The 12,487-nt window shown below is 61.0% G+C and carries 12 protein-coding genes and 2 pseudogenes; 13 read left to right on the top strand and 1 reads right to left on the bottom strand.

Going from position 1 to position 12,487, the window contains the following annotated elements; genetic code table 11:
• Window positions 1–175: 175 nt before the first annotated feature.
• The 13 genes and pseudogenes from B2M20_RS15800 to B2M20_RS15740 form a co-directional block, all read left to right on the top strand.
• Window positions 176–649, top strand: a pseudogene (locus B2M20_RS15800) (VOC family protein).
• A 211-nt stretch (window positions 650–860) separates the two neighbouring features.
• Complete coding sequence (locus B2M20_RS15795; RefSeq protein WP_079447999.1) at window positions 861–1,229, top strand: YciI family protein; 369 nt, start codon at window positions 861–863, stop codon at window positions 1,227–1,229.
• Complete coding sequence (locus B2M20_RS15790; protein ID WP_079447998.1) at window positions 1,226–2,494, top strand: RNA polymerase sigma factor; 1,269 nt, start codon at window positions 1,226–1,228, stop codon at window positions 2,492–2,494. The genes B2M20_RS15795 and B2M20_RS15790 overlap by 4 nt, the downstream gene beginning before the upstream one ends.
• A gap of 100 nt (window positions 2,495–2,594) precedes the next feature.
• Window positions 2,595–3,131, top strand: coding sequence for an SRPBCC family protein (locus B2M20_RS15785; RefSeq protein WP_079447997.1), 537 nt, complete (start codon window positions 2,595–2,597; stop codon window positions 3,129–3,131).
• 539 nt (window positions 3,132–3,670) lie between these two features.
• Window positions 3,671–4,324: a glutathione S-transferase family protein gene (locus B2M20_RS15780; RefSeq protein WP_079448119.1), complete on the top strand. Its 654-nt coding sequence runs from the start codon at window positions 3,671–3,673 to the stop codon at window positions 4,322–4,324.
• Between the two features lie 120 nt (window positions 4,325–4,444).
• Window positions 4,445–4,861: a YciI family protein gene (locus B2M20_RS15775; RefSeq protein ID WP_079447996.1), complete on the top strand. Its 417-nt coding sequence runs from the start codon at window positions 4,445–4,447 to the stop codon at window positions 4,859–4,861.
• A 180-nt stretch (window positions 4,862–5,041) separates the two neighbouring features.
• Window positions 5,042–5,755, top strand: a complete 714-nt coding sequence (locus B2M20_RS15770; RefSeq protein ID WP_079447995.1) for a TetR/AcrR family transcriptional regulator — start codon at window positions 5,042–5,044, stop codon at window positions 5,753–5,755.
• Between the two features lie 269 nt (window positions 5,756–6,024).
• A complete protein-coding gene (locus B2M20_RS15765) occupies window positions 6,025–6,525 on the top strand; it encodes a DUF2852 domain-containing protein (RefSeq protein WP_079447994.1) in 501 nt (166 codons plus the stop codon).
• 520 nt (window positions 6,526–7,045) lie between these two features.
• Entirely contained in the window at window positions 7,046–7,759 is a 714-nt protein-coding gene (tolQ, locus tag B2M20_RS15760) for a protein TolQ (RefSeq protein ID WP_079447993.1), read from the top strand.
• Window positions 7,760–7,790: 31 nt separating this feature from the next.
• Window positions 7,791–8,246, top strand: a complete 456-nt coding sequence (gene tolR / locus B2M20_RS15755; protein WP_079447992.1) for a protein TolR — start codon at window positions 7,791–7,793, stop codon at window positions 8,244–8,246.
• An 8-nt stretch (window positions 8,247–8,254) separates the two neighbouring features.
• Window positions 8,255–9,280: a cell envelope integrity protein TolA gene (gene tolA, locus B2M20_RS15750; RefSeq protein WP_079448118.1), complete on the top strand. Its 1,026-nt coding sequence runs from the start codon at window positions 8,255–8,257 to the stop codon at window positions 9,278–9,280.
• Window positions 9,281–9,339: 59 nt separating this feature from the next.
• On the top strand, window positions 9,340–10,665 hold the full coding sequence (tolB, locus tag B2M20_RS15745; protein ID WP_079447991.1) for a Tol-Pal system beta propeller repeat protein TolB: 1,326 nt from the start codon (window positions 9,340–9,342) through the stop codon (window positions 10,663–10,665).
• A gap of 184 nt (window positions 10,666–10,849) precedes the next feature.
• Window positions 10,850–11,074: pseudogene (locus tag B2M20_RS15740) on the top strand (hypothetical protein); the annotation flags it as partial.
• Between the two features lie 29 nt (window positions 11,075–11,103).
• Here the strand turns inward: B2M20_RS15740 and tnpC are convergent.
• Window positions 11,104–12,487, bottom strand: a 1,384-nt coding sequence (gene tnpC, locus B2M20_RS15735) for an IS66 family transposase (protein WP_079447990.1), incomplete at its 5' end; no start/stop codon positions are given.

Below are 12,487 nucleotides of genomic sequence, written 5' to 3'. Positions count from 1 at the left end.
GGCCGACAATGGCGGGACGTCGCCGAATCCAGGCGGAAAAATGTCTGATATAAAAATCCCTTAGTGATGTCGATCGCGGCGGGGCCGGTCGTCCTTTGGCCACGTCCTTGCGGAACCCGACGGTTGCTGGCGGGGTGCCTCGCATCAACCGGGGCGCGCAATCATGGAGCCCACGATGCCCAACATCACCCCGTTCCTTTAGTTCGATACGCAGGCCGAGGAAGCAGTGAAATTTTACACCACCGTGTTCAGCAATTCGAAGATCGTCGAAACGACCTATTATGGCGAAGGCGGCTCTAAGCCGCCCGGAACGGTGCTGACCGTCGCCTTTGATCTCGAGGGAAGGCGGTTCATCGCGTTGAACGGCGGCCCGCATTTCCAGTTCAGTGAAGCTGTCTCGTTCAGCATCGACTGTAAGTCGCAGGACGAGGTTGACTACTACTGGAACAAGCTCACCGCCGATGGCGGCGGGCCCCTTAAGTGTGGGTGGCTCAAGGACAGGTTTGGCGTGTCGTGGCAGGTGGTACCCGATATGATGCCGCGCCTGTTGCAGGATCCGGATCGAGCCAAAGCCGGTCGTGCCATGAAGGCGATGTTGAAGATGAAGAAGATCGTCATTGCCGATATCGAGGCGGCGGCGAACGGTTAGCTTCTTTTTCTCAAACCCGAACCCGTTATCCTGGTTGGGGGCCGGGAAGTCAAAAGGCGCGTTTCCATAACTCAATGGTCGCGTCGGCTATCCAAGGGCGTTTGGACCTTGCGCGTGCTGTCGCCCAAAAAATCCCCCCGGAAATTTTGTTGGGTCATGTGTCGGCTATCGGCATACTGGTTCGTCCTGAGAGGAAGAAGGACCATTGCGCATGCTCTATGCCCTACTTTGCTACCATAACGAGGATGTCGTCTGTTCCTGGAGCAAGGAGCAGGACGCTGCCGTCATGCAAAAGCTCGCGGTCGTGCAGGACAAGTTGAAGAAGCAGGGCCGGCTTGGACCGGTGGCACGGCTGCTGCCGACCACCGCGGCGACCACTTTGCGCAAGGAAAACCCGCCGTTGATCGTCGATGGTCCGTTCGCAGAAACCAAGGAGCAGTTGCTCGGGTTCTACCTGATCGACTGCAAGAACCTTGAGGAGGCGCTGGAGGCGGCGCAGGAACTCGGCGAGGCGAATCCGGGTGGCTCCTATGAAATCCGTCCCGTCGGCCTGTTCGATTCCGGAGGGGGTCTGACATGACCGACGTCGCCTGGATCGATGCGGCCCTGACGGCGGCGCGACCCCAGGCGCTCGGCGCGCTCTTGCGCTATTTCCGCAATCTCGACACAGCCGAGGAGGCGTACCAGAACGCCTGCTTGCGGGCCTTGAGGAACTGGCCGGAAAACGGGCCGCCGCGCGATCCGGCGGCGTGGCTGATCATGGTCGGGCGCAACGCCGCGCTTGACGAGGTGCGGCGGCGGAGCAAGCAGCAGGAATTACCGGACGACGATGTGATCTCCGACCTCGGCGACGCCGAGAGTGAAATCGCCGAGCGGCTCGACGGCTCGCACTACCGCGACGATATTTTGCGTTTGCTGTTCATCTGCTGCCATCCTGATCTGCCTGCGACGCAGCAGATCGCGCTGGCGCTGCGTATCGTCTCGGGTCTGACGGTGAAGCAGATCGCGCGTGCATTTCTCGTCAGCGAAGCTGCGATGGAGCAGCGCATCACCCGTGCCAAGGCGGCGGTTGCGAAAGCCGGCGTCGCGTTCGAGACGCCTGGCGCGGTCGAGCGCAGCGAGCGGCTCGGCGTCGTTGCCGCCATGATCTACCTCGTCTTCAACGAAGGTTATTCGGCGAACGGCGGCACCTCCGAGGTCCGGGCGCCGCTATGTGAGGAGGCGATTCGCCTGGCGCGGCTGCTGCTTCGGCTGTTTCAGAACGAGCCGGAGATCATGGGGCTGACGGCACTGTTGCTATTGCAGCATGCCCGCGCTGCCGCACGCTTTGATTCCGACGGCGAAGTGATCCTGCTCGAGGATCAGGACCGCAGTCTGTGGAACAGAAAGATGATCACGGAAGGCACGGCGCTGATCGACAAGGCGATGCGCCATCGTCGCGCCGGCCCCTATCAGGTGCAGGCGGCAATCGCGGCGCTTCATGCGAGCGCGCCAAAGCCGGAGGATACCGACTGGCGCCAGATCGATCTTCTTTACGCGACGCTGGAGCAATTGCAGCCGTCGCCGGTGGTGACGCTCAATCGCAGCGTGGCTCTCTCCAAGGTGAAGGGGCCGGAAGCGGCGCTCGCGCTGATCTCGCCGCTGGAGCAGCGCCTGTCAGGCTATTTTCACTTCTTCGGCGCGAAGGGCGCATACCTGATGCAACTCGGCCGCGACGAGGAAGCCCGCGTTGCATTCGACCGCGCCATCGCGCTCGCCAATACCTCGGCGGAGGCGGCGCATATCCGCATGCATCTGGATCGGCTGATGAAAGACGGCGCGCCTCGCACCAGGGCGGCGGAGTAGGGTTCTGGGGGCTGATTCAAAAAAGTGTCCGGCCCTGTCGGGATGTCGCCTCGCCGTTCGTCCTTGGGCTGTCCTGTTTATCCAGACTTGAGGGATTGCCATGTTGAAAGTCCTTGCCGCCGTCATTGCCATCATCGTCATTGCTCTCGCCGTTGTTCTAATACTGGCTTCGACCAAGCCCGATACGTTCCGCGTTGAGCGGTCGGCCGTCATCAAGGCGTCGCCGGAGAATATCTTCCCGCTGATTGCCGACTTCCATCAGTGGGGACGGTGGTCGCCTTATGAGACCCGCGATCCCGCGATGAAGCGGACCTACGGCGGCGCCGAACGCGGCAAAGGTGCGACCTACGCCTGGGAAGGCGACAGCAATATCGGCACGGGCCACATGGAAATCCTCGATGCGCCCGCTTCCCAGAATGTCGTCATCAAGCTCGATTTCCTGAAACCCTTCGAGGCGCACAACACCGCCGAATTCACATTGCAGCCTCAGGGCGATGGCACCCGTGTCACATGGACGATGCAGGGGCCGACGCCGTTCATCGGCAAGATCATGCACGTGTTCATCAACATGGATCGCATGGTCGGTACTGATTTCGAGGCTGGTCTCGCCAATCTGCGCAAGGCAGTGGAAAGCTGAATTAACCGCTCATACTTGGGGGAGCAGGATGAAAATCAATTCCCATGTCCCCTTCGAGGACACACGCGAGAGATTCGCTTATTTTTCCTCTCGCGCAGTCGTGTTCGCGATGCCGTGACGGCGGCCGAAGAGCTATTTCACGTAGAAGACGCAGGCTGCGATCACCAGCAGCGCCGTTACCGCCATGATATGCGCGAACATATCGGCGAGCGTGCCGGAAGCCGTCCGCTTTGTGGCATCGGTCATGGTGTCCTCCCCCATTTGGTTTTGGCCAGTGTGGTTCGGGCATGACTCATCACGGCTTGCGCGCGAGCCAAAATTGAATCGATGTTTACGCGGAACGCCCCTTGGAATTGCTGCGCCCGCATCTTGTCCCCGCGGCCGAAGCAATGATGCAAGCGTGATCAAGCAATGCGGCGGGAATTTGTTGCGATGGAAAACGCGCGATACGCGCTCATGTGCGCTTGACGACGCGTGATGGTTTCGTCTTGCGTCATCACATGCAGTGCTGCAAAGCGCTCGCTTATCGGGAGAACATCATGCCGCTGACGCTGTACATGCATCCGCTGTCGTCCTATTGCCACAAGGCACTAATCGCGTTCCATGAGAACGCGACGCCGTTCACGGCTATGTCGGTCGATCTCGGCGATCCGGACGAGCGCGCGGTGCTGCTGAAGCTGTGGGGTGTCGGCAAATTTCCGGTGTTGCAGGATGCCGCCCGCGGCGAGGTGGTGCCGGAATCCAGCATCATCATTGAGTATATCGACAGGTATTATCCGGGCGGGACGCGGTTCATCCCGCAAGATCGCGACGCGGAGCGCGAGGTGCGGCTGAAGGACCGCTTTTACGATCTGCACATTCACAACCATATGCAAAAGGTGGTCGGCGACCGGCTACGGCCAGCCGGTAGCAAGGACCCGCACGGCGTTGAGGATGCGAAAACGCGGATGCGCGCGGCTTATGACATCGCCGAGCGCGAGATGGCATCGCGCAGCTGGGCAGCCGGCGACGATTTCTCGATGGCGGATTGCGCAGCCGCGCCGGCGTTGTTCTATGCCGCCAGGGTGCTGCCATATGCTGACAGCCATCCACATCTTGCCGCCTATCTGGAACGTCTCAAGGCGCGACCGTCCTATGCCCGCGTGCTGAAGGACGCCGAGCCGTATTTCCACATGTTTCCGCAGGGCGACTGAGGGATCAGCGCACACGCCTAAAAATTTCTACCGGACATGTCGGAGAGGCCGCAGTCCGCCCGTCTTCATTGCGGGGCCGCCAAGAAACGGCCTGGATCACTGGATCGAAGGAGAATCGCGATGCGTTTCATGGTGATTGTGAAGGCGACGAAGGAAACCGAAGCGGGCGAGATGCCGAGCACCGAAATGCTGACCGCGATGGGTCGGTTCAACGAAGAGATGGTGAAGGCCGGTGTGATGCAGGCGGGCGAGGGGTTGCATCCGACCTCGAAAGGCGCGCGCATCAAATATTCAGGCGCTGCACCTGTGGTGACAGAGGGCCCATTCCCGGTGACCAGTGATCTCGTCTGCGGATTCTGGCTGATCGAGGTCGGTTCAAAAGACGAGGCGATCCAGTGGATGAAACGCGCGCCTTTCGCACCCGGAGATGAACTCGAACTGCGTCAGGTGTTCGACGCGGAGGATTTCGGCGAGGCGTTCACGCCGGAACTGCGCGAGCAGGAAGAACGGTTGCGCGCAGAGGTCGCGCGCCGATAGGCTCCGCATCAGGCCGCCACAGCCATTGGCCGACTTCCGGCGAACCGGCCTCGTTTGACCGGAGGTCGGGGTTCGCCGCGACGGGTTGCGGTTCTTCATGCTGGATTTCGCCCTGCTTCTCGAATGAAAGCAGGACGAAACGAGTGGTGTTTCCCGCGTGCTCATGTAAAAACTCTTCACATGAGTTGGCGCAAGGACCATCGCCGCCCGGAGCGGGGCTACCATCACGGCAATCTGAAGGAGGCCCTGCTGGAGGCGGCACTCGGCCTGATCGCCGAGAAAGGCGCGGCGGGTTTCACCTTCGCCGATGCGGCGCGTTCCGCAGGCGTCAGTCCGGCGGCGCCGTACCGGCACTTCCGTGATCGCGATGAACTGCTGGCGAGCATCGCGCAACGCGGCTTCGAGCAGTTCGAGGCGGTGTTGACCAAGGCATGGGATGACGGACGCCCGGATACCGTCAGCGCGTTCGAGCGCGTCGGCCGCGCTTATCTCGCCTTCGCCCGCAACGAACCGGCTTATTACTCGGCGATGTTCGAATCCGGGCTGCCGACCGATGTCAATCCGATGCTGTCAGCCGCGAGCGAGCGCGCCTTCAGCATCATTCGCGCCGCGGCGGAACGGCTTGCAGCACTGACACCGCCGGGCGTCGCGCGACCACCGGCTTTGATGATGGCGCTGCATATCTGGTCGTTGGCGCACGGCATAGCCTCCCTGTTCGGCCGCGGCGACGCGGCGCGACGCAAGCTGCCGATGTCCGCCGAAGATCTGCTCGAAGCCGGCGTGCTGATTTATCTGCGAGGGCTCGGCTTTCCGACCGAACGCAGGTCGCCTGAAGACCCGAACGCCCCGGCCAAGCCGCCGCGAGGGCCGTGGGATCAAAAGTCCGCGACCTGACCAACCGTTCAGCTGCGCGTATACCGGGACTGGGTTTTATCGTGCGGTCGCGGCAATCGGCCAAGAGCTTCTTATGGATAGGCTTTCCGATCTGCTCGCCAGTATTTGCCGCTTTCAATGTGACGAGACCTTACAACGGCGGGAAACCGTAGCACCGCCAAAACCCCGCATTTCCAGTCAAAGTCACGCTTGACAAAAGCCTTTAGTGGGCTACCTATGTAAATGTTATTTACATTCACGTGGCATGACGCCGTTCATGGAGAAGGCCTATGGCCCACACCGCTGACTACGATCGCTGGAATGGCCCCAACAATGCGCGGGGCCAAGGTCAGCCCCCGTATTCCCACTGTTTCACGGACGCGCCCTGGCATCCGTTCCGGATTGTCCTGATCGTGCTGGGCTTCATGGTGTGGTGGCCGATCGGTCTCGCGATTCTCTTTTTCACTCTAGGGAGCAGGAAAATGGGCTGCTGGAGCAACGACCGGTTTGAGAGCAAAATGCAACGGATGCAGTACAAGATGGACCGGATGCGGGACCATATGGAGCGCCGCGGTTTTGGCTTCCGCGGTTTTGGCGCGCCGTCCAGCGGTAACCGCGCCTTCGACGAGTATCGCATGGAGACGCTGCGGCGGCTCGAGGACGAGCAGAAGGAGTTCAAGGACTTTCTCGAACGGCTTCGTCACGCCAAGGACAAGGAAGAGTTCGATGCCTTCATGGCCCAGCATCGCACCCAGCCGACGCCGCCGAACGATAGGCCGCAAGACCAGTAGTCACTAATCGGACGCTGCGACCGGCGCTGGTTTTGACGCTGCCCGGCTTCCACCAACCGATAGGAAAGCCCGCCTGTCCCGACAGGCGGGCTTTTTCTCATCTGCGGGTCTGAAGCCTCTCTCGATTCAGGCGTCGGATCATCGCCACACGCCCATTGAGCCGGAACTCCCGTCCTGGGGAATAATCGACGGTCGGCCACCTCCACCCGCTCTCCGCCGGGCACGGCTCACGGTGAGCAAGGGTTGGAATATTAAGGCGGATTTCAGAGCCTCAATCCTCTTTGGTAACCTGGTCTTAACCATGATTAGCGTTTGGTTACAGCCGTAAAGGCGCGCCGTTAGCCCTCGTTTTGACACGTTGGCAGGGGATGCAGGCTCCGGCATTGGACAGACCCCCCAAGTGACTCAACCGGCTTGTTACGTGGCGCTTTTACGCCGCGTGAGTTCGTGGCCGCGAAACTGGCGGCTTGAGGTCGCGCCTCGCGTCGAAGGGATATCTTGCGTTGAGAGGAAACTGCTCATGAATCCGGCCGACGTGGCGCAGTCAGCCTTGCCCCTAGCTTCGGCCGACGTGTCGCTGATTACGCTTTTTTTTCACGCTCACTGGATCGTGAAAGCAGTCATGTTGGGCCTGTTAGCCTGCTCGGTGTGGGTGTGGGCGATCGCGATCGACAAGATCTTTCTCTACGCCCGCACCAAGCGCGCGATGGACCGTTTCGAGCAAGCCTTCTGGTCAGGGGAGTCGATTGAGGACCTGTACCGGGCGTTGTCGGCCAAGCCGACACAATCGATGGCGGCCTGTTTCGTTGCAGCGATGCGCGAGTGGAAACGTTCTTTCGAAAGTCAGGCGCGCTCGATTGCCGGGCTTCAGATGCGGATCGAGAAAGTGATGAACGTTTCCATCGCGCGGGAGATCGAGCGGCTGGAACGGCGGTTGCTGGTGTTAGCGACCGTAGGCTCTGCCGGTCCTTTCGTTGGCCTGTTTGGGACCGTGTGGGGCATTATGTCGAGCTTCCAGTCGATCGCCGCATCGAAGAATACCTCGCTCGCGGTGGTGGCGCCGGGCATTGCCGAGGCGCTGTTTGCAACGGCAATCGGCCTTATCGCCGCCATCCCCGCGACTATTTTTTACAATAAGTTCACTGCGGAAGTGAATCGTCAGGCCCAGCGCCTTGAGGGTTTTGCCGACGAGTTTTCCGCGATCCTCTCACGTCAGATCGACGAGCGGGCGTGAGGTCAAGCGGCATGGAAACGGGCGGTCCATCATGGCAATGAATCCGGCAGCGGCTTCCTCCAGCGGTGGTGGACGAAGAGGACGGCGGCGGTCACAGCCGATGGCCGAGATCAACGTCACGCCCATGGTCGACGTCATGCTGGTGCTTCTCATCATCTTCATGGTGTCGGCACCGCTTTTGACCGTGGGCGTTCCGCTCGATTTGCCGCAGACCCAGGCCAAAAGCCTCGAGCAGGACAAGACGCCCTTGCAGTTGTCGGTTGATGCTCAGGGACGGATTTTCATCAACGACACCGAAGTCACGATGGAGGAGCTGGTTCCGAAATTGACGGCGATCACCGATGCACGCGGCGGTCTTGACGAGCGCATCTTCATGCGCGCCGACAAGAAGGCCGACTACGGCACGGTGGCGCGAGTGATGGGTCGGCTGTCGGGCGCCGGGTTCAAGCGTCTGGCGCTGGTCACCGAAGTGGAGCAGGGATCTTAAGGTTGAAGATCAAGGTCGATAAGACATTGGCAGCATCGGTTGCCCTGCACGTCCTTGTGATCGGGTGGGGGTTGGTGTCGTTTTCGTCGAAGGCTTTCGAATCGGTGCCAGAGGAATCTTTGCCGGTCGACATCATCTCCGCCGATCAACTTGCCCACGTCACGGCGGGAATGAAGACCGGCAAGAAGGAAAAACCGAAACCCCTGGTCGAGAAGGTCGCCGAGGCCACACCTCCGCCGGAGGACACTGTCGGCAAGATCGACGACAAGAAGCCGCCGGTCATGACCGACGTGGCACCCAAAGAACAACCAAAACCAGATGACAAGGCCGCTGCCGAGGCTGCCGCAGCAGCAGCGAAGGCCGAGGCGGCAGCCAAAGCAGCCGACGCAAAGGCCAAGGCGGATGCGAAAGCCAAAGCAGAGGCCGCGAAGGCCGAGGCGGAAGCCTTAGCTGAGGCAAAGGCGGAGGCTCAAGCCAAGGCCAAGGCGAAGGCCGAAGCGCAGGCGAAAGCAAAAGCCGAGGCGAAAGCGAAAGCGGAAGCCAAAGCCAAAGCCGAGGCAAAGGCCAAGGCAGAAGCCGAGGCGAAAGCCCAGGCAGAGGCGAAGAAGGCTGAGCGCGTGTTCGACCAATCAAAGATTGCGGCGCTGCTTGACAAGCGCGAGCCCACCCGCCGCTCGGTCACCGGAGACACGCTGAATCCGAATGCCGCGCTCGGCCTCGCTCATGGCAAGGCCGCGGACAATTCCGCGACCTGGGGGTCGATGTTCAAGTCCCAGGTCGAGCGCTGCTGGAAAAAGCCCTATGGCGGGCTCGAAGCTCAGATGACCGAAGCGGTGTTCAGCATCAAGCTGAAACGCGACGGCACACTGGAGACCACGCCGACCGCGATCAGCAACCCGTCGACACCCTACTTCCGCGTTTATCAGGAAAGCGCGCTGCGCGCGATCATTGAATGCCAGCCGTACAATCTGCCTGCGGCATATTTCGACGAATGGAAGTTTTTCGAGCCCGTATTCACAGAACGAAAGTCGTAAGCAACGAACGTTGCGGATGAAAAGTCTGACCGATGATCGAGAGAAATGGATTGCAGAGAATGCCGTTCCGTCTGAACCGCCGACACATGATTTCCGGGATGGCATCGGCTGCCGTGTTGCTGGGCGGCCGGCAAGCCTTCCCCCAGGCGCGGGTCCAGATCACCGAGGGCAACGTCGCGCCGCTCCCGATCGCCATTCCGAATTTCATTGCCGGTTCGCCGTCGGATAGCGAGGTCGGTGCCGGCGTCGCCAAGGTCATCACCAACAATCTCAAGCGCAGCGGGTTGTTCGCGCCAATCGACCAGGCCGCGTATATCCAGAAGATAACCAATATCGACGTGCCGCCGCAGTTCGCCGACTGGAAGACCATCAACGCACAGGCGCTGGTGACCGGACGTATGACGCGTCAGGGCGACGGGCGGCTCAAGGCCGAGTTTCGTTTGTGGGATGTCGCGACCGGCCAGCAGCTTGCAGGCCAGCAATATTTTACATCGCCGGAATATTGGCGGCGGATCGCGCACATCATCTCGGATCAGATTTACGAGCGTTTGACCGGCGAGAAAGGCTATTTCGACAGCCGCGTGGTGTTCGTCGATGAGTCCGGAACAGCGCAGCACCGCGTCAAGCGGCTGGCCCTGATGGATCAGGACGGCGCCAACGTGCGCTACCTCACGCGCGGAGCTGACCTCGTGATCACCCCGCGCTTTTCGCCGTCGACCCAGGAAATCACCTATATGGAATTCGGGCAGGGCGATCCCCGGGTCTATCTGTTCAACATCGAAACCGGCCAGCGCGAAATCGTCGGCAACTTCCCCGGTATGTCGTTCGCGCCGCGGTTCGCGCCGGATGGCCAACGCATCATCATGAGCCTGCAGCAGGGTGGAAACTCGAACCTGTTCGTGATGGACATTCGCTCGAAGTCGACGACACGTCTGACGGACACGCCGGCGATCGACACGTCGCCCTCGTATTCGCCGGACGGCGCCCGCATCTGTTTTGAGTCGGATCGCGGCGGCAAACCGCAAATTTATGTGATGGGAGCGACCGGCGGCGGGGCCCAACGCATCTCGTTCGGGGAAGGCTCCTACTCGACTCCGGTATGGTCACCCCGCGGTGACTACATCGCCTTCACGAAGCAAGGCGGTGGTCAGTTTTCCATCGGCATTATCAAGCCGGACGGTTCCGGCGAACGAATTCTGACGTCGGGATTTCACAACGAGGGTCCGACCTTCGCGCCTAACGGGCGGGTCCTGATGTTCTTCCGCGACCCCGGCGGCAACGCTGGACCATCGCTTTATACGATCGACGTCTCCGGCCGCAACGAACTGAAAGTTCCCACGCCTGGTTTTGCGTCCGATCCGGCATGGTCGCCCTTGCTCTCATAAGCCGGATCCCCGAGCCGAAACCGGATCGGCGTCGGTTGGACCTTGATCCTATAACATTCTGTTTTACAGGGTAAATTCGGCCTTCAGGTGACTGGTTCAAACGTCTCGCTAACGATGTTCGCTCAGAAAGGCTTCACTAGCGGCCGGTAACACTGTGCGCGCGGAAAGGATGCGCGCGCAGTCGATGCAGTTGGCCGACCACCATCGCGATACCGATACGATGTCGCCAGCGATATATGCGGCGCTTGTGGGTTCGCTATTCCAGAATCCGGCGCCGATGTTGGCTGGCGCGGTCTGCGCTGCGATTGCGGCGGTCATGACCGCATTGAAGACCGGCAACCATCTGCTGTGGCCATGCGCGGTGCTTCTGGTCCTGATTGGCATGCTCCGCACTTTCGACATGGCGAAATAGTAAGCGTCTATTCCTGACACGTTATCTTAGTTGAGGATAGTTGCCGGGCGCCAGTTCCATGGCAAGAGCTGATCGAGCCGGCTCATGGGATGACCGGCCGACATGCGTTCAAGGATGTCCTTGAGATAGGTGAAGGGCTCGACGTCATTTAGCTTTGCCGTGGTGATGAGGGAGCAGACTGTGGCCCAGCGCTGAGCCCCGCCATCTGATCCGGCGAACAGGTGGTTCTTTCGTCCGAGCGTGACCGGACGAATGGCGCGTTCGACGGTGTTAGTGTCGAGCTCGATGCGGCCGTCATTGAGGAAGCAGCAAAGAGCATCCCAGCGGCTCAGGGCATAGCGAGTGGCATTGGCGAGCCCGCCGCGCGGCGGGATTTGGGCGAGTTGCATTTCGAGCCATGCTTTCATCGCCGTGACCAGAGGCAACGACTTTGATCGACGCATGCTTTGCCGTGCTTCCGCGGTCTGGCCGCGGATGGCGGCCTCGATCACGTAAAGCTCGGCGATGCGTCGCAGCGCTTCGGTCGCGACAGGCGAGGCGGTCGCCTGCTGCACCTCGTAGAACTTCCGCCTGGCGTGAGCCCAACAAGCTGCGAGCTGGATGGTACCGCCGTCGCGAAGCCGATCGAACCCGGGATAACCGTCGACCTGAACGATGCCGCTGAAGTTGGCCAGATGAGCAGCGGGACGCTCAGCCTTGCGATCCGGAGTGTAGAGATAGACCGCGGCTGGCGGATCCGGTCCGTTCCAAGGCCGGTCATCGCGGGCGTACACCCACAACCGGCCAGTTTTGGTGCGGCCGCGGCCGGGATCGAGTACCGGGATCGGCGTGTCGTCGGCGAACAGTTTCTGCGATGCAAAGATGTGTTCAGCGAGCTTGGATTGAAGGGGCTCCAGCCACCAGCAGGCGCCGCCGATCCAGTTCGCCAAGGTCGAGCGGTCCAACGTGACGCCCTGCCGGGCGAAGATCTGGCTCTGCCTGTAGAGCGGGAGGTGATCGCAGTATTTGGAGACCAGAACATGGGCGAGCAGAGCCGGGGAGGCCAGCCCCTTGGCGATCGGCCGCTCTGGTGCTGGCGCTTGATGGATAGTCCCGCAGGCCCGACAGCCATAGCGCGGCCGGCCGATGCGGATGACCCGCAGTCGCGCCGGCACATGGTCGAGCATCTCGCTCGTCGTTTCGCCGATCAAGTGCAGTATGCCGCCGCAACAGGGGCAGGTTTGATGCTCAACATCGAGCCTGACATCCTCGCGGGGCAAGTGCACCGGCAGGCTCGGGCGCTCGCTTTGGGTCCTCGGGGGACGGCTCTCGGCTGGCGGAGGCGGAAGGCTAGTTTCGACGCGCGCAAGATCGGCGTTGAGGTCTTCGAAGCCGAGTTGCAACTGCTCGTCATCGAGCCGCTCAGCCCGG

This window comes from Nitrobacter vulgaris (assembly GCF_002028545.1).
GTDB lineage: Bacteria > Pseudomonadota > Alphaproteobacteria > Rhizobiales > Xanthobacteraceae > Nitrobacter > Nitrobacter vulgaris.
This window is presented reverse-complemented; position numbering and strand designations above follow the sequence as displayed.